The sequence below is a fragment of the Streptomyces sp. NPDC033165 genome, from assembly GCF_055577965.1.
In genome coordinates, this window is record NZ_JBVIPK010000008.1 from 1 (window position 1) to 18100 (window position 18100).

Annotated in this window: 14 protein-coding genes and 2 pseudogenes; 5 read left to right on the plus strand and 11 right to left on the minus strand. The window is 69.1% G+C overall.

The genetic code is table 11. The annotated features are described in order from the left end of the window. Positions 1 to 271 precede the first annotated feature (271 nt). The 3 genes and pseudogenes from ACZ5WC_RS19865 (at position 272) to ACZ5WC_RS19875 (ending at position 3063) form a co-directional block, all read left to right on the plus strand. Positions 272 to 1101: pseudogene (locus ACZ5WC_RS19865) on the plus strand (IS5 family transposase). A gap of 131 nt (positions 1102 to 1232) precedes the next feature. Further along, positions 1233 to 1499, plus strand: a complete 267-nt coding sequence (locus ACZ5WC_RS19870) for a helix-turn-helix transcriptional regulator (RefSeq protein ID WP_468542034.1) — start codon at positions 1233 to 1235, stop codon at positions 1497 to 1499. A gap of 127 nt (positions 1500 to 1626) precedes the next feature. Continuing rightward, on the plus strand, positions 1627 to 3063 hold the full coding sequence (locus ACZ5WC_RS19875; protein ID WP_468542035.1) for a tyrosine-type recombinase/integrase: 1437 nt from the start codon (positions 1627 to 1629) through the stop codon (positions 3061 to 3063). Positions 3064 to 3263: 200 nt separating this feature from the next. Here the strand turns inward: ACZ5WC_RS19875 and ACZ5WC_RS19880 are convergent, their stop codons facing one another. The 10 genes from ACZ5WC_RS19880 to ACZ5WC_RS19925 all read right to left on the minus strand — a co-directional run bounded on the left by ACZ5WC_RS19880 (position 3264) and on the right by ACZ5WC_RS19925 (position 14235). Continuing rightward, a complete protein-coding gene (locus ACZ5WC_RS19880; protein ID WP_468542036.1) occupies positions 3264 to 4289 on the minus strand; it encodes a sporulation protein in 1026 nt (341 codons plus the stop codon). Between the two features lie 99 nt (positions 4290 to 4388). Beyond that, positions 4389 to 4607 carry a hypothetical protein gene (locus tag ACZ5WC_RS19885; protein WP_468542037.1) on the minus strand — a complete coding sequence of 73 codons (219 nt, stop codon included), beginning with the start codon at positions 4605 to 4607 and terminating at the stop codon, positions 4389 to 4391. 344 nt (positions 4608 to 4951) lie between these two features. Continuing rightward, the gene (locus ACZ5WC_RS19890) at positions 4952 to 5983 is read right to left on the minus strand and encodes a sodium:calcium antiporter (protein WP_468542038.1); all 1032 of its coding nucleotides are present in this window, start codon (positions 5981 to 5983) and stop codon (positions 4952 to 4954) included. Positions 5984 to 6188: 205 nt separating this feature from the next. Beyond that, positions 6189 to 8726: a DUF4118 domain-containing protein gene (locus ACZ5WC_RS19895; RefSeq protein WP_468542039.1), complete on the minus strand. Its 2538-nt coding sequence runs from the start codon at positions 8724 to 8726 to the stop codon at positions 6189 to 6191. Positions 8727 to 8759: 33 nt separating this feature from the next. Further along, on the minus strand, positions 8760 to 9443 hold the full coding sequence (locus ACZ5WC_RS19900; RefSeq protein WP_468542040.1) for a response regulator: 684 nt from the start codon (positions 9441 to 9443) through the stop codon (positions 8760 to 8762). Positions 9444 to 9540: 97 nt separating this feature from the next. Continuing rightward, positions 9541 to 10212: a potassium-transporting ATPase subunit C gene (locus ACZ5WC_RS19905; RefSeq protein WP_468542041.1), complete on the minus strand. Its 672-nt coding sequence runs from the start codon at positions 10210 to 10212 to the stop codon at positions 9541 to 9543. A 6-nt stretch (positions 10213 to 10218) separates the two neighbouring features. After that, entirely contained in the window at positions 10219 to 12339 is a 2121-nt protein-coding gene (gene kdpB, locus ACZ5WC_RS19910; protein WP_468542042.1) for a potassium-transporting ATPase subunit KdpB, read from the minus strand. Then, positions 12336 to 14000 carry a potassium-transporting ATPase subunit KdpA gene (kdpA, locus tag ACZ5WC_RS19915; RefSeq protein WP_468542043.1) on the minus strand — a complete coding sequence of 555 codons (1665 nt, stop codon included), beginning with the start codon at positions 13998 to 14000 and terminating at the stop codon, positions 12336 to 12338. Before kdpA ends, kdpB begins: the two co-directional genes overlap by 4 nt. A gap of 8 nt (positions 14001 to 14008) precedes the next feature. Further along, positions 14009 to 14098, minus strand: coding sequence for a K(+)-transporting ATPase subunit F (kdpF, locus tag ACZ5WC_RS19920; protein ID WP_468542044.1), 90 nt, complete (start codon positions 14096 to 14098; stop codon positions 14009 to 14011). Continuing rightward, complete coding sequence (locus ACZ5WC_RS19925) at positions 14095 to 14235, minus strand: hypothetical protein (protein WP_468542045.1); 141 nt, start codon at positions 14233 to 14235, stop codon at positions 14095 to 14097. Before ACZ5WC_RS19925 ends, kdpF begins: the two co-directional genes overlap by 4 nt. Positions 14236 to 14623: 388 nt before the next feature. On the opposite strand from ACZ5WC_RS19925, the gene ACZ5WC_RS19930 reads away from it, so the two are divergent. Next, a complete protein-coding gene (locus ACZ5WC_RS19930; RefSeq protein ID WP_468542046.1) occupies positions 14624 to 16063 on the plus strand; it encodes a basic amino acid/polyamine antiporter in 1440 nt (479 codons plus the stop codon). 107 nt (positions 16064 to 16170) lie between these two features. After that, entirely contained in the window at positions 16171 to 17427 is a 1257-nt protein-coding gene (locus tag ACZ5WC_RS19935) for an arginine deiminase (protein ID WP_468542047.1), read from the plus strand. 17 nt (positions 17428 to 17444) lie between these two features. Here ACZ5WC_RS19935 and ACZ5WC_RS19940 read toward each other — a convergent pair. Further along, positions 17445 to 18008, minus strand: a pseudogene (locus tag ACZ5WC_RS19940) (PucR family transcriptional regulator); the annotation flags it as partial. Positions 18009 to 18100: the final 92 nt, after the last annotated feature.

Below are 18100 nucleotides of genomic sequence, written 5' to 3' on the forward strand. Positions count from 1 at the left end.
GTCAGCCCGCCCCCTTGTGGATACCGCATACCCCGGTGATACCGCACCGGCGAGAAGTCGTCAGCCCCTACGACATCACCAGTTCAACCTCAGTAGGTCGGCGGAGCGGCTTTGGGGCGAGTGATCATGGCCCCGTAAGCTTCCGGCGCGTCGGGCAGTCTGTGGACCTGCCCGGTAATGCACGACGCTGGGGCCATGATCTTAGAGGCTCGCCCCAAAGTGGCTGCCCTAAGACCGTGTCCTATGTGGTGAGGCGGTCGTCGAGACCGTCATGGGGCGGGGTACGTGGAGTGGGATTGTTCCGGACGGGCTGTGGGAGATCGCGAAGCCGCTGATCCCGCCGTCCAGGGTGCGGCCGCAGGGCGGCGGGACGCAGGACACGCCTGATGAGACGCTGTTCGCCGCGATCATCTACGTGTTGGTGTCCGGCTGCTCCTGGCGGGCCCTGCCACCCTGCTTCGGCATATCGAAGTCGACCGCGCATCGCCGGTTCCTGATCTGGTCGCGGGCCGGGGTGTGGGGCCGGCTGCACGAGGAGATCCTGTACCGCCTCGACGACGCCGACCTGCTCGACCTCTCCCGTGTCGTGCTCGACTCCGCCCACGTCAGGGCGAAAAAGGGGGCGACCTCACTGGTCCTAGCCCCGTGGACCGGGGCAAGGCGGGTTCCAAGATGCACGTCCTGTCGGACGCGGCCGGACTGCCCCTCCTCGTCGGCGTCTCGGCCGCCAACACCCACGACAGCCAGGCCCTGAAGCCCATGGTGCTCGGTCACCAAACGAGACACGACCCTCATCGAGGCCGCCACTTCAAACCCCAGCGCCTGCACGCCGACAAGGCCTAGGACCTACCTGAACTGCGGAAATGGCTCCGTGGCAGACGCATCGGAGTCCATATCGCACGCAAGGGCATCGAGTCCAGCGAACGACTCGGGCGCCGCAGTTGGGTGATCGAACGGACCGTGTCCTGGCTGACCGGATACCGCCGGCTCAACCACGGCTACGAACGTCATCCCCGCAACTACCTGGCCTTCCTCGGCCTCGCCGCAGCCATCTGCTGCTACAAGCGACTCCTCCGCCTCACCACAGGGGACACGGTCTAAGAAGGGGCACGGCAAGCCCAGGCACATGGGTAGGTGCGGGCTGCCAGTAGCACGGAATCACGGCCTACCCAAATCGCCCTTTCCCTGGACTCTCAAGCTGTCACCGACGTCTCAGCGACGGGAGTCCGTCAATGCCCCATGCCAATCCGCAGCACGAGACCGCCTTCCTGAACCTCCCCAAAGCGGCCGAATACCTGGGGTTGTCCCCGAATACCCTTTACGTCTGGCGGCATCGCCGCCAAGGACCCCCGAGCTTCCGCATGGGGCGGCGCGTCATGTACCGCATCTCAGCCCTAGATCAGTGGGTGCGTGACCAGGAGATGTCCGACTCACGGTCCAACTCCGCCCTCAACCCCCTGGCTCAGAAGCCTCACCGCCGGGTGAGGAGCTCCCGGTAGGCATCCTTCCGAACCCGGGAAATCGAGCAAAAACACAGCCCGATCCGGGATAAGAACCCGCTCCGGACGACGTTCCCAAGACCAACTCAAGCACGATCCCGCAAAGCACACCTGGGAGTACCACCGCATGGCCGGCTACATAGAGGACCGATGGCTCAAGAAGCGACCGGACAAGGAGACCTGCAAGCGTGCACGCACCGCCCTCTACGGAAAGGGCCTGCGGTATCGCGTCAAGGGAATTCCAGGAGTCCAGGACCGGTCGTTCGCCACCAGCGAGGACGCCAAGCAGTGGCTTGCCTCGGCGAAGACCGACTCGGAGCGGGGTGAGTTCGTCGACCCCCGCGACGGCTCGATCTCCGTGGCGGACTACATCGTCGAGCACTGGTGGCCCGGCCGTACGGACGAGCCGTCCACGGCCGGCCCCATGCGCAGCCGCATATGGAACCACGTCATCCCTCTCATGGGCGACGTCCCCTTGAAGGACATCGACGCCTCAACGCTGCGGACGTTCAAGGCGGCCCTGCTGCGCCGCGTCGAGGGATCGACGGCCGAGGTGATCTGGGGGCATCTCACCTCCATCCTCAACAGCGCGGTGGACGACAAGCGGCTCCTCCGGAACCCGGTCAAGGTGCACCAGAGCGTCAAGCGACCGCGTCGGGCGGAGAAGAAGGCGAAGGCCTGGACGCGCGCCATCGCGGACGCCGTACGGTCCCAGCCCCAGGAACGGTACCGGTTCGCCGTGGACCTGGGGCTCGGCCTCGGCCTGCGTCAGGGCGAGGCCTTCGGCCTCGCGGAGGAGGACTTCGACTTCGAGGCCGGCGTGGTCCACGTCCGACGCCAGCTCAGGTGGGACACCAAGGGACGGCCCTACTTCTGTCTGCCCAAGGGCGGCAAGACCCGCGAGGTCCCTCTCTCGCCGAATCTCGCCGCCCGCGCTCGCGCGCACTTCCGGCGCTTCCCGCCCGTGGAGTGCACGCTCCCCTGGCGGAACCCCGAAGCACCGACGACCACGCTGGAGGAGAAGCAGCGCAAGCCGGTCACGGTGATGCTGGTCCTCACCACGTCGCAGGGCAACCGCATCCACTACAAGACGTGGAACGAGCGCAGCTGGAAGCCCGCCCTCGCCGCCGCCGGCGTCCTCAAGATCGTGGGCGAGAAGGTCCAGCGGTACGGCGGCCGGATCCGCAGGTACCCCGTCGTCGAGCTGTCCCGGTCGGACATGTTCCTCGTCCTCCGGCACACCTATGCCAGTGTCCAGCTGGAGGCCGGGGAGTCCGTCGTCAGCCTGTCGGCCTGGCTGGGGCACTCCTCCGCGAAGATCACGCTCGACCACTACGCTCACTTCATGCCGGGTGCGGGGCTCCGGGGCCTGGCTGCCATGGACGCGTGGCTGGAGCCGGACCACCAGCGGAAAATCCCTCAGAAGTCCCTGCTGACCGCCTGGAGTACCCAGCTGACCATGAACCCGCAGGTCAAGGACTTGATCAGCATGGCGGGCAACGTGAACGTCAAGTACAAGGAGACCGCGCGCGGCGGTCTCGCGGTGAACATCATCGAGTGCTGAGGATGTAGGCCCTGACCAGCGCGTTTGTATCTTTCAGCGCTGTCAGGGCCTTCCCTGCCTCCGCAGCGGAAAGCCCCTGGGATGTCCGGAAGCGCGGACGGCTCGTACCTGGCGGCCGATCAGCGCACCCGCGTCATTCGCGGCCGGCGATCCGCCCGCCGCCCGCGCCCACCCCGTAGGCTCCGCCGAGGCAGGACGGCTTACGCCTCCTCGCCCTCTTCCTCGTCGCCTTCGAAGAAGTCGCCGATCTCGTCGACGGCTTCGGCGGCGACCATCCCGCCGACCACGCCGACGGCCAGGCCCGCCGCACCGGCGGCGATGACGGTGCCCATGCCTGGACCGGACCGTTCGCCGCCGTGGTGCCCGTCGTGTCCGTGGTGGCTGTGCTCGTCCTTGTGAACGTGGTGGCCATACAGGTCGCCGTGCCCGTACGGATGGTGGGAGACGCGGGCGGAGTGGGCGTCGGCCAGCTGGCCGACCCAGGAGCCGACCGTCGCGTTCCAGTCGCAGTGATCCGCGTCATCGTGACTGACGCGGTGCCGGCCCAGGACGTCGTGGCCCTCGGAGAACAGGCCGCCTCGCTTGTCGGCCTCCAGGATGACCTCCATACCCGCGGGGTCGGCCAGGAAGGTCACCTCGATTTCCGTGATCCGGTCGGCGTACTGCGGGGGCGGGGTGAGTTCGATCTCCTGGTAGAACGGCAACTGCTGACCAGTGCCGTGGATCCGGCCGTACTCCAGGTCCGCGGACTTGAAGCCGAGGCCGAGCTGCCCGAAGGCCTCCAGGATCGCCTCCTGCACCGGCAGGGGGCGGACCGCGAGGGGGTCGAGGTCGCCCTGGTCCTTGGCACCGGCCACCGCGAGCTCGGTGCGCACGCCCAGGACGATGCCGAGCGGCTGGCCGTGAAGCTCGGTGACGGGGGTTTCCCAGGGCAGCGTGATCGCGAACGGCACCGTGCGGTGCTCACCCTCGGCCAGGCGGAAGCCGCCGCCGACGCTGAATCGCTCGAAGACCACCATGCCCTCGTCCTCGCCACCGTCGTGCTCGGCCTCCGCACGGGCGAGAAGCTCAAGCGTGATGTGCTCGATGTCGAAGTCGGCCCGGCCTCCGCTCAGGTGAACCTCCCCGGTCAAGCCCCCACCGGGCAGCGCGGCTCCGGGGGTGAGGACCGTGTCCACGGACGGGCCGCCGACTCCCAAGGAGCCGAGCAGTCGCTTGAACACCATCGTGGCGTTCTCCTTCGTCTTGCATATGTGGTTCGTACGGGGGTGGTGCCGCGGGGAAGGCCCAGTCCGCGGCACCACGTGTTCCTACAGCGGGGAGGGCTACTTGGCCTCGTCCAGGGCGGCCAAGGCCTGCGCCCAGCCGACGTACTTCAACTTGGCGAGGTCGGCCACGGTCTTGATGCCGAACGCTTCCTTGAGCAGGTCGCCCTGCCGGTCCGAGACCCCCTTGAGGGCGGACACCGGCGCCGACAGCACCTCGGGCAGGCTCTTGTCCGCCCACGCCTTGTCCAGCACCTTGTCCAGATCTATCGAAGCCATGCTCGTTCCCCTCCTCATGGCGCGCTCCACGGAGTTGCGGACTTCCGCCCCGCCGGCGCGCGATCTACAGACATGTAGAGCATAGAAGGGAGACGGCCGTGGAGTGCTTGAATCGGAACCTCCGTACGGCAGATGCGGTGACGACACGGGCACGTGGCCCTGGGAGCCGGAGCAGCCCTGGCTCCCATGCGCAGGGGTCGTCAGGAGGGTTCGTCGGTGCGGCAGTTGGGGCAGATCGAGCCGTGCTGTTCCCGTCTCGTCGCACTGCATCGTCGCGTCGGCCGGCGGACGCCGGGCCCGGTGGCCCGATGTCGCTGTGAGCATTGTGGGGCGGATCGCAGCCGTCAGAAGGCAAGCACGGCAATGGTGCTCACGTAGATGGCGATGAGCAGGATGCCGTCGAAGCCGATCTTGAGCCAGCCGCGCTTCTGGCGGACGAGCAGACCCCCGAGCAGGACCGCTGTCATGACCAGCGCACCACTCGTGAGGAACAGCTCGTCCGGCTTGGCGGCGTGGAACAGAGAGCCCCCTCGATAGGCGATGTCACCGACGACGAGGTTGAGGGCGTCCAGGCAGTTTCCGCCGACGATGGCGGCCACGGCCAGGGTGACGGCTCCGCGGCGGACGGCCGCGATGGACGTGACCGTTTCCGGGAGGGCGTTGACCAGGCCCATGAACACGGCCCCGACGAAACCGGCGCTCAGGCCGGTGTGTTCGACGATGCCCTCCGCGGCGCGGGCCACCGCCCACCCGCCGGCCACGACGAGGACCGCCACGGCCAGGAACTCGCTCCACAGCCGCGATGTCCGGTGACCGCCGAGTCCCTCGGTGTCTTCGCTCGCGACGTCGGAAACCGTGTCCTTCGTGGGCACCGCCCGCCACATGGGTTCGCTGTAGGAACGGATGAGCCGAAGACCTCCGACGTAGAAGGCCACCATCACCACGGATGCGGGGTGCAGGCCCAGAACGGTGACCGACGGGCTGAACGTGGCCATCAGGGCGATGCCCAACAAGCCGATCAGCAGGCAGCCGAACAGCATGTTGGGCAGCGACGCGGCGGCGTGTTCGAGGTTCACTCTGCGCAGGAAGGCATCGGCGACGACGAGCGCGAGGGTCTGTGCCGCGATACCGCCCACAGCGTTGCTGTACGCGAGATCCGGCTGATCGGCCGCGGCACTGACCGCGGTCATCACGATGCCCGAGAGGGACGTCACCAGGCCGAACAGCACCGCTCCGAACAGGGCTTCTCCCCAGCCGGTACGGTCGGCGAGGGTGTCGCCCACCCCTGCGAGCCGGATACTGCACACCACGGTGACGGCCATGGCCAGCAGGAAGACTCCGACGCTCCAGCTCAACGGCCATACGTCGGTCAGCATGTGAGCACAGAACCCTTCAGCGATACGAGGTAGCGGAGAGTAGCCGTCTCTCTCTTACCACGTACCCCGCGCTCCACACCTACCGCCCGCCGCACCGGGACAAGCGGCAGGCCGGGGTCGTCGAGGGACTCCCTGACTTCACAGCTCCGCAGACATGAGGACAGACATGCGGACTCAGCCCCTTCCGTGGCTCGAATCCAGCAGGTCACCCAGGACCGTGGCCGGCGGGGGAAGGCGGTGGTCCGGTGGCGGTCCGGGGCAGGGCGAGAACCATGGTGAGGCCTCCGCCCGGGGTGTCCTCGGCGGTGAGGGTGGCGCCGATGGCCTCGGTGAATCCCCGCGCGACCGCCAGGCCGAGCCCCACTCCAGCGCCTCGTGGGGCGTCTCCGAGTCGCTGGAACGGTTCGAAGATGTGCCCCTTGGCCGCGTCGGGGACGCCTGGTCCGCGGTCGACGACGCGGAGTTCGACCCGGTCGTGCAGGCTGCTGGCGGAGACGAGGACGGAACGGTGTTCGGGGCTGTACTTGACGGCGTTCTCGACGATGTTGGCGACGATGCGTTCCAGCAGGCCACGGTCGACGGCGACCATCGGCAGGGTCTCCGGGATGTCCAGCTCCACGCTGCCCTCGGGGACACCGCCCAGTGCCATGGGGACGACCTCGTCGAGATCCGTCTCCCGGATCAGCGGTACGACGGTGCCCGTGTTGAGGCGGGACATGTCCAGGAGGTTGCCGATCAGCGCGGCCAGCCGGTCCGCCCCCTCCTCGATGCCTTCGAGGAGGGCGTCGCGGTCGGTCTCGGACCAGGCGACGTCGTGGGAACGCAGCGAGGTCACCGACGCCTTGATCCCGGCCAGGGGGGTACGGAGGTCATGGCTGACGGCGGCGAGGAGAGCCGTGCGGAAACGGTCGCTCTCGGCGAGCTTCCGCGCCTCCTCCGCCTGCCCGACCAGCCGCTGCCGGTCCAGTGCCACGACCGCCTGGGCGGCGAAGGCGCCCAGGACCCGGCGGTCCTCGGCTCGCAGCGCCCGGCCGCTCAGGACCAGAGCCAGGTTGTCGCCTACAGGTATGTCGACGTCGGCGTCTTCGGGACGGCCGACCGGGTGGCTGCCGACCGCCGCCGCGCACGACCAGGGCTCGACCTCGCTGTCGCGCTCCAGCAGGGCGACGGAGTCCATGGCGAAGGTCTCCCGGAGCCGTTCCAGCAGGGCGTCGAGGGAGTTCTCGCCCCGCAGGATGCTGCCCGCGAGGAAGGAGAGGATCTCCGACTCCGCGCGCAGACGTGCCGCCTGGTGGGTACGGCGGGCTGCCAGGTCGACGACCAGGGAGACGGACACGGCCACACCGACGAAGATCGCGATGGCGACGATGTTCTTCGGGTCGGAGATCGTGAGCCGGTGCATGGGCGTGGTGAAGAAGTAGTTGAGCAGCAGGGAGCCGAAGGCCGCCGAGGCGAGGGCGGGCAGCATGCCGCCGAGCAGAGCCGCGGCGACGGTGAAGGTGAGGAACAGCAGCATGTCGTTGGCGAGCCCGAGGTCGGGAACGACGGTCTTGAACAGCAGGGTGAGGAGGGCGGGCCCGGCGACGCCGACGAGCCAGCCCCAGACGATCCGGGCCCGCCCGAGCCGGGCGCCGCGGGCGATCGGCAGCCCGCGGCCCTGGGCGGCGGCGGCGTGCGTGACGATGTGGACGTCGAGATCGGGGCCCGACTCGCGGGCGACCGTGGCGCTCACCCCGGGCCCGAGGACGTACTGCCATGCCCTGCGGCGGCTGACACCGAGAACGATCTGCGTGGCGTTGACCCCACGGGCGAAGTCGAGCAGCGCCGAGGGCACGTCGTCGCCGATGACGTGGTGGAAGGTGCCGCCGAGGTCCTCGACCAGGGTGCGCTGGACGGCCAGCTCCTTCGGCGACACGGCCTTCAGCCCGTCGCTCGCGGCGATGTACACGGCCAGCACCTCCCCGCCCGCGCCCTTCTCCGCGAGGCGTGCGGCGCGGCGGATGAGGGTGCGGCCCTCGGGTCCGCCGGTGAGGCCGACGACGATGCGTTCGCGGGCCTGCCAGGTGGTGCGGATGTCGTGCTCGCCCCGGTACTGCTGGAGGTACTCATCGACCCGGTCGGCGGTCCACAGGAGCGCCAGCTCGCGCAGGGCGGTGAGGTTGCCGGGGCGGAAGTAGTTGGAGAGGGCGGCGTCCATCCTGTCGGGCTGGTAGACGTTGCCGTGCGCCATCCGGCGGCGCAGCGCCTGGGGCGACATGTCGACCAGCTCGATCTGATCGGCCCGGCGCACCACCTCGTCCGGCACGGTCTCGCGCTGCCGGACCCCGGTGATCGACTCCACGACGTCGCCCAGCGACTCCAGATGCTGGATGTTGACCGTGGATATGACGTCGATCCCGGCCCTGAGCAGCTCCTCGACGTCCTGCCACCGCTTGGCGTTGCGCGAGCCGGGCACATTGGTGTGCGCCAGCTCGTCGACCAGGGCCACGGCCGGGGCACGCTCCAGGACCGCGTCGACGTCCATCTCGGTGAACGCGCTGCCCCGGTATTCCAGCTCGTGGCGTGGGACGGTCTCCAGTCCGTGCAGCATCACCTCGGTGCGCGGCCGGTTGTGGTGCTCCACGAACCCGACGACCACGTCGGTGCCCCGCTCCAGCCTCCGGTGGGCTTCGGAGAGCATCGCGTACGTCTTGCCGACGCCCGGTGCCGCACCGAGGTAGATCCGCAGCTTTCCACGTCCCATGATGTTTCTCGTTCTTCCGTGCTGGATGAGGCGTCAGGGCTCGAAGCGGTAACCCATGCCCGCTTCGGTGATCAGATACCGCGGGTGGGCGGGATCGGCTTCGAGTTTGCGGCGCAGCTGGGCCATGTAGACCCGCAGGTAGTTGGTGTTCTCCGCGTACGTGGGCCCCCACACCTCCCGCAGGAGCGCGCGCTGGGACACCAGGCGGCCGGGATGGCTGACCAGGATTTCGAGCAGGTGCCACTCGGTCGGGGTGAGCCGGACGGTGGCGGCGTCGCGCCGCACCTTCTTCGCCACGAGGTCGATGGTGAACACGTCCGTGGTCACGACGGTCGGTGCTTCGGCCTCAGCGGTCGTCCGCCGTCGCCGCGTGGCCGCTCGCAGCCGGGCCAGCAGCTCATCCATGCTGAAGGGCTTGGTCACGTAGTCATCGGCTCCGGCGTCCAGGGCCCGCACCTTCTCCGTGGACAGGTGGCGTGCGGACAGGACCAGGATCGGTGCCCGGCTCTTTCCTCGCATCATCTTGATCAGCTCGACGCCTTCCATGTCCGGTAGACCCAGATCCAGCAGGATGGCGTCCGGCCGGCGGATCGCGGCGAGCCGGAGAGCCGACCTTCCGTCGGACGCCTCTTCGACTTCGTAGGCACGTGCCTGGAGGTTGATCTTGAGGGCGCGCACCAGCTGTGCGTCGTCCTCCACCACGAGCACCCGGGGCATGGGCTGTGGCCTTTCCTTGGTTGTGGGCGGGCGACCGGGCCGGCGGGGCGCGGAGGGTCCGCGCGCCACCGGGGTCCGGTCCCCCGCCTCGGATCGGTCAGTTCTGGGTCAGGTCCCTGAGCGCGGTGTTCAGTTCGAGGACGTTCACCCGGGGCTCCCCCATGAAGCCGAGGACCCGGCCGGTGGTGTGGTCGGCGACCAGGTCCTCCACCTGCTGGACGTCGAGCCCGTTCCTGTCGGCGACCCGCTGGATCTGGAGCTCCGCGTACGCGGGTGAGATGTGCGGGTCCAGGCCGGATGCGGACGAGGTGACGGCGTCGGCCGGCACGTCCGCCGGCCTGACCTGGTACGTGGCGGTCGAGTTGTCCCTGACCACGGCGGCCTTGGCGTCCTTCACCCACTGGATCAGTTCCTCGTTGTCGCCGGAGCGGTTGGTGGCGCCGGAGAGGATCAACGAGTACTGGGTGTTGAGGCTGTTGGAGCCGAGGCCGTTGGAGGGCCGCGGCTGGAACCACCTCAGGTCGGGGGCCGGTGACTCCTCCCCCTCCTTGAGCGGGAGGTCGTACCGCTGGCCGATGAGGGAGGAGCCGACGACCTGCCCGCTGCTGTCCGTGGTCCGGGAGCCGTTGGCCTTGTCGCTGAACAGGGTCTGGGCGACGCCCGTCACGGCGAGTGGATAGATCACCCCACATACGAGAGTCAGGACGAGCAGGGCTCGAAGCCCGGCCCCGAGGGCGCGCGCGGTGTTGCTGACGGCGTTGTCGGTCATGGCGGATCAGCCGATTCCGGGGATGAGGGAGAGGAGCAGGTCGATGATCTTGATGCCGATGAACGGGGCGACGATGCCGCCGAGTCCGTAGACGCCCAGGTTGCGGCGGAGCATCCGGTCGGCACTGGCGGGCCGGTAGCGCACGCCCTTGAGGGCGAGGGGCACCAGCGCGACGATGACGAGTGCGTTGAAGATGACCGCGGACAGGATCGCGGACTCGGGCGAGGCGAGTCCCATGACGTTGAGCCTGTCCAGCGACGGGTACGCCACGGCGAACATGGCGGGGATGATCGCGAAGTACTTCGCGACGTCGTTGGCGATGGAGAAGGTGGTCAGGGCTCCGCGAGTGATGAGGAGCTGCTTGCCGATCTCGACGATCTCGATGAGTTTGGTGGGGTTGGAGTCGAGGTCCACCATGTTCCCGGCCTCCTTGGCGGCCGAGGTGCCGGTGTTCATCGCGACGCCGACGTCGGCCTGGGCCAGCGCGGGTGCGTCGTTGGTGCCGTCGCCGGTCATCGCGACGAGCTTGCCCCCGGCCTGTTCCCGCTTGATGAGGGCCATCTTGTCCTCGGGCGTCGCCTCGGCCAGGAAGTCGTCCACCCCGGCCTCCTCGGCGATCGCCTTCGCGGTCAGCGGGTTGTCACCCGTGATCATGACCGTACGGATGCCCATCCGGCGAAGCTCCTCGAACCGCTCGCGCATCCCCTCCTTCACCACATCCTTCAGATGGACGACCCCGAGGACCCGGGCGCCGTCAGCGTCTTCCACGGCCACCAGCAGCGGCGTGCCGCCGGCCTGGGAGATGCTGTTCGTGAGCGCCTGCGCGTCCTCGGAGACACGGCCGTTCCGCTCCTTCACCCAGGCGACGACGGAACCGGTCGCGCCCTTGCGGACCTTCCGGCCGTCCAGGTCGACGCCCGACATCCGGGTCCGGGCGGTGAACTCCACCCACTCGGCCCCCGCCAGCTCCCCCTGGCTCCGCTCCCGCAGCCCGTACTGCTCCTTGGCGAGCACGACGATCGACCGGCCTTCCGGCGTCTCGTCGGCGAGCGAGGAGAGCTGTGCGGCGTCCGCGAGCGCGTCCTCCGTCACATCCGTGACCGCGAGGAACTCGGCTGCCTGCCGGTTGCCGAGGGTGATCGTTCCGGTCTTGTCCAGGAGCAGGGTGGACACATCGCCCGCGGCCTCGACCGCGCGCCCCGACATGGCCAGCACATTTCGCTGGACGAGGCGGTCCATGCCCGCGATGCCGATCGCGGACAGCAGCGCCCCGATCGTGGTGGGGATCAGGCATACCAGCAGTGCGGCGAGCACGATCAGCGATGTCTGGTCGTCCGCGCCCGCGTAGATCGCGAAGGGCTTCAGGGTGAGCACGGCCAGCAGGAAGACGATCGTGAGGGACGCCAACAGGATGTTCAGGGCGACCTCGTTGGGCGTCTTCTGCCGGGAGGCGCCCTCCACCAGGTTGATCATGCGGTCGATGAAGGTCTCGCCCGGCTTCGTGGTGATCCTGATGACGACGCGGTCGGACAGCACCTTCGTACCGCCGGTGACGGCCGAACGGTCGCCGCCGGACTCCCGGATGACCGGGGCGGACTCGCCGGTGATCGCGGATTCGTCGACGGAGGCGACGCCTTCCACGACGTCGCCGTCGCCGGGGATGGTGTCGCCGGCCTCGCAGACGACCAGGTCGCCGACGTGCAGGTCCGTCCCCGCGACCCGCTCCTCGTTCGTGCCGATGACCCGGCGGGCGATGGTGCCGGTCCTGGCCTTGCGCAGGGTGTCGGCCTGGGCCTTGCCGCGGCCTTCGGCGACCGCCTCGGCCAGGTTGGCGAAGACGGTGGTCAGCCAGAGCCAGGCGGTGATCGCCCAGCCGAACCAGTCGGTCGGGTCGGTGAGCGCCAGCACGGTGGTGACCACCGAGCCGACCAGGACGACGAACATGACGGGCGACTTGACCATCACGCGCGGGTCGAGCTTGCTCAGCGCGTCCGGGAAGGACTTCAGCAGTTGCCGGGGGTCGAACAGCCCGCTGCCGACACGGTTGGCAGCCCCCTGGCCACCGGTCGGCGGTATGTCTCCGTGCGGAGCGCGGGTGGGGGCGGGGGTGGGGGTGACGGTGCTCATGAGGCGAGCCCTTCGGCAAGCGGACCCAGGGCCAGGGCCGGGAAGTAGGTGAGTCCGGTGATGATGAGGATCGTGCCGACGAGCAGTCCCGCGTAGAGGGGCTTGTCGGTGCGCAGCGTGCCCGCGGTCTCGGGCACCGGCCTCTGCTCGGCGAGCGAGCCGGCCAGGGCGAGGACGAACACCATCGGCAGGAACCGGCCGAGCAGTATCGCGATGCCGATGGTGGTGTTGAACCACTGGGTGTCGGCGTTGAGCCCGGCGAAGGCGGAGCCGTTGTTGTTGGCGCCGGAGGTGTAGGCGTACAGGATCTCGGAGAAGCCGTGCGGGCCCGTGTTGGTCATCGAGTCGGCGGGGGCGGGCAGGGCCATGGCGACGGCGGTGAAGCCGAGCACGAGGGCCGGGGTGATGAGGATGTAGCAGGCCGCGAGCTTGATCTGACGGGTGCCGATCTTCTTGCCCAGGTACTCGGGGGTGCGTCCGACCATCAGCCCGGCGATGAACACCGCGATGACCGCCATGACCAGCATGCCGTAGAGGCCGGAGCCGACACCGCCGGGGGCGATCTCGCCGAGCTGCATGCCGAGCATGGTGATGCCGCCGCCGAAGCCGGTGTAGGAGGAGTGGAAGGAGTTCACCGCGCCGGTCGAGGTCAGCGTCGTGGCGACCGCGAAGATCGACGAGCCGGCGATCCCGAAGCGGGTCTCCTTGCCCTCCATGGCCCCGCCCGCGATGTCGAAGGCCGGTCCGCGGTGGGCGAATTCGGTCCACATCATCAACGCCGTGAAGCCGATCCAGATGACGGCCATCGCGCCGAGGATCGCGTACCCCTGCTTGAGCGATCCGACCATCCTTCCGAAGGTCCGTGTCAGCGCGGACGGGATCAGCAGGATGAGGAAGATCTCGAACAGGTTGGACAGGGGGTCGGGATTCTCGAAGGGGTGGGCGGAGTTGGCGTTGAAGTAGCCGCCGCCGTTGGTGCCGAGCTCCTTGATGGCCTCCTGGGAGGCGACCGCGCCACCGTTCCACTCCTGCGAACCGCCCATGAACTGTCCGACCGAGTGGATTCCCGAGAAGTTCTGAATGGCTCCACAGGCGACCAGGACGATCGCACCGATCACCGAAATGGGGAGCAGGACGCGAACGGTCCCGCGCACCAGGTCGGCCCAGAAGTTGCCGAGTTCACCAGTACGCGAACGGGCGAAGCCCCGTACGAGTGCCACCGCCACGGCCATGCCGACCGCCGCGGACAGGAAGTTCTGCACCGCCAGGCCGCCGGTCTGCACGACATGGCCCATGGCCTGTTCGCCGGAGTACGACTGCCAGTTGGTGTTGGCGACGAAGGACGCGGCGGTGTTGAACGCCTGGTCCGGGTCGATCGAGGAGAATCCGAGGGAACCGGGCAGCGAGCCCTGCGCCCGCTGCATCAGGTACAGGAAGAGGACGCTCACCGCCGAAAAGGCGAGCACCCCGCGCAGATAGGCGGGCCAGCGCATCTCTGCGGCCGGATCGGCGCCGATGACCTTGTATATCCACTTCTCCGGCCGGTAGTGCTTCTCGGAGGAGTAGACCCTGGCCATGTAATCGCCCAGCGGGCGGTAAGCGAGGGCGAGAGCGGTGATCAGGGCGAGCAGCTGGAGCACACCAGCGACCTGGGAATTCATCTCAGTACTCAGAACCTCTCCGGGTAAAGGAGGGCCAGAACGAGATATCCCAGCAGAGAGGCGGCCACGACAAGGCCGACAACGTTATCGACGGTCACAGCCGGGTCACCCCCCGGGCGATGACGGCCACCAGCGCGAATACCGCGACCGTGGTGACGACGAAGGCCAGATCGGCCATCGCGAGCTCCTGTGGTGAAGTGAGGAATTGAATCGGCCGTTCGGCCGATACGAGCAAACCTCTACTTCAGCCCGGCGACGGACCACCTTGACGGGGTCCATACGAGTTCGGGAAATCCTTAACGTCGGCCTGACGCCGCCTCCTACCGAACGTTAGGGGTCGCCACTTTCCGTATCGCGCGAGAGGGTCTCGCTCGTCCTCCGTCCGCGCCGAGTGAAGTTCACCGGTTCCGTCGGCGCCACGGGAGGGAGGTCCGGCTCCGCGGTGAACGTCACGGTGACCGCGCTCGCTCACCGGCGCGGTGGCCGCCGGGTGCGGGCCTCGGATCGCTGGCGCGGCATACCGGACTAATAGCCGCATAAGGTTGCTAGGTTCTCCTCTGGCGGCGAACGGCGAGCGGGGCAGGCAGTCCGCCCGCGCCATGCCCGTACGGACGAGGGAGACCATGAGCCATGCCGAGCCCGGGACACGACCGGCAGCCAAGCTGACCCTGCTGACGCTGACGGCGATGGTCGTCGGTTCCATGGTCGGCGCCGGGGTGTTCTCGCTGCCGCGGCGCTTCGCGCAGGAGACCGGGGCCGCGGGGGCGCTGATCGCCTGGGCCGTCGCCGGGGCGGGCATGCTGATGCTCGCCCTCGTCTTCCAGGCGCTCGCCGTGCGACGGCCGGATCTGGACGCGGGCGTGTACGCGTACGCGAAAGCGGGGTTCGGCGAGTACCTCGGGTTCTTCTCGGCCTTCGGCTACTGGGCCAGCGCCTGCGTCGGCAACGTCACCTACTGGGTGCTCATCATGTCGACGGTCGGCGCGGTGGCTCCCGTGCTGGGGAACGGCGACACGGTGACGGCGGTGGTCGTCTCCTCGGTGGGGCTGTGGGGGTTCTTCCTGCTGATCCGCCGGGGTGTGAAGGAAGCGGCGGCGATCAACAGGATCGTCACCGCGGCGAAGATCGTGCCCATCGTCTTCTTCGTGATCCTGGCGCTGTTCTACTTCGACCCTGCCGTCTTCGCGGACAACTTCGGCGGGACCGACTACGCGGGCTCCCTCTTCAACCAGGTCCGGGGCACCATGCTCGCCACCGTCTTCGTCTTCCTCGGCGTGGAGGGCGCCAGCGTCTATTCGCGGCACGCCAAGCGCCGCGAGGATGTCGGCCGGGCCACGGTCCTGGGCTTCCTGAGCGTTTTCGCCGTCTTCGCGTCCGTCACGATCGTCAGCTACGGGCTGCTGCCGATGGCCGAGATCGCCGAGCTGCGGCAGCCGTCGATGGCCGAGGTGCTGGAGTCGGCGGTGGGCACCTGGGGAAAGGTATTCATCAGCGTCGGCCTGATCGTCTCCGTGCTCGGCGCCTACCTCGCCTGGACCCTGATGGCCGCCGAGGTCCTCTTCGTCGCCGCCAAGGACAAGGACATGCCGTGCTTCCTGGGGCGGTCGACGGCGGCGGACGTGCCCGAGGCCGCGCTGCTGATGTCCACGTGTCTGAGCCAGATCGTGCTCGTCGTGACGCTGTTCTCCGACGACGCGTTCAACTTCGCCCTCGATCTGACCAGCGCGCTGAGCCTGATCCCCTTCCTGCTGGCCGCCGCCTTCGCGGTGAAGGTCGCGGCGCGGCCGGGGAGCCACGGCGTGGTGGGGCGCCCCACCCGGCGCGAGCTGGTGACCGCCGTGGTGGCGACGCTCTACACCGCGTTCCTGCTGTACGCGGCGGGGCCGAAGTTCGTCCTCGTCTCCTTCATCCTCTACGCCCCGGCGACCTTCCTCTTCGTCAAGTCCCGGCGGGAGCAGGGGCGCAGGCTCTTCTCCCCGGGCGAGGCGGTCATCTGCGCGGTGTCGGTCGCCGGCGCCGCCGCCGGTGTCGCGGCGCTGGCCGTCGGCTGGATCGAGCTGTGAGACCCCACTCCGTACGAGCCCTGCTGCCGCCCTGACGCCCTGGGCTCCGCACCTCCCTGTCGCCCTACCGCCGTGTCTCCCTGTCGCCATCGAGCGAAAGGCTCATCATGACCAGCACCACCCCCGCCTCCGCCCTCGGCGTCCACTCCGAAGTGGGGCGGCTGCGCAAGGTCCTGGTGTGCGCCCCCGGCATGGCCCACCGGCGGCTGACCCCGACCAACTCCGACGACCTGCTCTTCGACGATGTGATGTGGGTGGAGAACGCCCAGCGGGACCATGCCGACTTCGTCGCCCAGCTCACCGACCGGGGCGTGGAGGTCGTCGAGCTCCACGAGCTGCTGGCCGCCACCATGGCGATCCCGGAGGCCCGGTCCTGGCTGCTGGACCGGAAGATCGACGCCAACGAGGTGGGCCTCGGGCTGGTCGACGACACCCGCGCGTTCCTGGACTCCCTCACGCCGCGTCGGCTCGCCGCTTACCTGATCGGCGGGCTGGCCACCGCCGACCTGCCGGACGCGTTCCGTTCGGCGTACCTGGGGCTGGCCCGCGAGGGCACGGGCGGCCGGGAGTACCTGATGCCGCCGCTGCCCAACACCCTGTACACCCGCGACACGACGTGCTGGCTCTACGGCGGGGTGACGCTGAACCCGCTGTACTGGCCCGCCCGGCACGACGAGACCCTGCTGATGAAGGCGGTCTACAGCTTCCACCCGGACTTCCGGGGGTCCACGGTCTGGTGGGGCGACCCGGAACAGGACTGGGGGCGGGCCACGTTCGAGGGCGGGGACATCATGCCCGTCGGCAACGGCGTCGTCCTCATGGGCATGAGCGAGCGGACCTCCCGGCAGGCGATCACCCAGGTCGCGGCCGCGCTGTTCGCACAGGGGGCGGCGGAGCACGTGATCGTCGCCGGGATGCCGAAGCTGCGCTCGGCGATGCACCTGGACACCGTGTTCACCTTCGCGGACCGGGACATCGTGACGCTGTACCCGCGCATCATGGACGCCGTCCACACGTTCTCACTGCGCCCTTCGGACCGGGCGCCGGGGATCAGGATCACCGACGAGGGCTCCACCCCGTTCACCGAGGTCGTGGCCCTTGCCCTGGGCCTGCCGCAGCTGCGGGTGATCGAGACGGGCGGGGACGTCTACGCCTCCGAGCGCCAGCAGTGGGACAGCGGCAACAACGCGGTGGCGCTGGAACCGGGCGTGGTCTTCACCTACGACCGCAACACCCAGACGAACGCGCTGCTGCGGCGGGCCGGGGTGGAGGTCATCACGATCGTGGGCGCGGAGCTGGGCCGGGGGCGAGGTGGGGGCCACTGCATGACCTGCCCGCTGATCCGCGACGCGGTGGAGTTCTGACCGCGGCCGGGCTTCCACAGGCCCTGCGTCAGGCGGTGCAGGCGCAGGGCCAGTTGGATGTCCAAGGTGCGCGGCGGCTCGTTCCAGTCCGGGCCGAGGAGGCGGCCGACGCGTTCCGGGCGCTGCACCACGGTGTTCACGTGGACGTGGAGCAGGGTCCTGGTCCGGGTGAGGCTCGCGCCCTGCGCGAAGTAGCCGACCAGGGTGGCGACCAGGTCGGTGCCGCGCGCCGTGTCGCAGTCGAGTACGGGGCCGAGCGTCCTGCGTACGTAGCCGCCCAGGTCGGCCTGGTCGCCCAGCAGTACGCCGACGAAGCCAGGGTCCGCGACGGCCCCGCCGCCCCCGGTGTGGCCGAGCGGACGGAGTGCGGAGAGACAGCGGTCCGCCTCGCTGTGGGCGCCGGGCAGTTCGGCCGGGCCGGTGGCGGGGCCCGCCGCGCCGACGGTGACGGGGCAGCCCGCCGCCTGGCCCAGCTCGGCGGCGAGCGCCTGGGCGTCGGGGCCCGGGGTGTCGGAGGGGGCCACGAGGACGACGTGGTCCTGGTGGAGACCGGCGAGGCCGTTGCGGGTCTGGGCGCTGCGGCGGCGACCGCCTTGGCGGCATCGGCGTCTCGGTCGGCCACGTGCACCAGGGCCCCGGCCGCCGCGAGCGCCTCGGCGGTGGCCCGCCCGAT

Bases quoted from the DNA above. Each gene is read 5' to 3' on its own strand.
- ACZ5WC_RS19870 (WP_468542034.1), top strand. From the start codon at position 1,233: ATGCCCCATGCCAATCCGCAGCACGAGACCGCCTTCCTGAACCTCCCC.
- ACZ5WC_RS19875 (WP_468542035.1), top strand. From the start codon at position 1,627: ATGGCCGGCTACATAGAGGACCGATGGCTCAAGAAGCGACCGGACAAG.
- ACZ5WC_RS19880 (WP_468542036.1), bottom strand. From the start codon at position 4,289: ATGGTGTTCAAGCGACTGCTCGGCTCCTTGGGAGTCGGCGGCCCGTCC.
- ACZ5WC_RS19885 (WP_468542037.1), bottom strand. From the start codon at position 4,607: ATGGCTTCGATAGATCTGGACAAGGTGCTGGACAAGGCGTGGGCGGAC.
- ACZ5WC_RS19890 (WP_468542038.1), bottom strand. From the start codon at position 5,983: ATGCTGACCGACGTATGGCCGTTGAGCTGGAGCGTCGGAGTCTTCCTG.
- ACZ5WC_RS19895 (WP_468542039.1), bottom strand. From the start codon at position 8,726: ATGGGACGTGGAAAGCTGCGGATCTACCTCGGTGCGGCACCGGGCGTC.
- ACZ5WC_RS19900 (WP_468542040.1), bottom strand. From the start codon at position 9,443: ATGCCCCGGGTGCTCGTGGTGGAGGACGACGCACAGCTGGTGCGCGCC.
- ACZ5WC_RS19905 (WP_468542041.1), bottom strand. From the start codon at position 10,212: ATGACCGACAACGCCGTCAGCAACACCGCGCGCGCCCTCGGGGCCGGG.
- kdpB (WP_468542042.1), bottom strand. From the start codon at position 12,339: ATGAGCACCGTCACCCCCACCCCCGCCCCCACCCGCGCTCCGCACGGA.
- kdpA (WP_468542043.1), bottom strand. From the start codon at position 14,000: ATGAATTCCCAGGTCGCTGGTGTGCTCCAGCTGCTCGCCCTGATCACC.
- ACZ5WC_RS19930 (WP_468542046.1), top strand. From the start codon at position 14,624: ATGAGCCATGCCGAGCCCGGGACACGACCGGCAGCCAAGCTGACCCTG.
- ACZ5WC_RS19935 (WP_468542047.1), top strand. From the start codon at position 16,171: ATGACCAGCACCACCCCCGCCTCCGCCCTCGGCGTCCACTCCGAAGTG.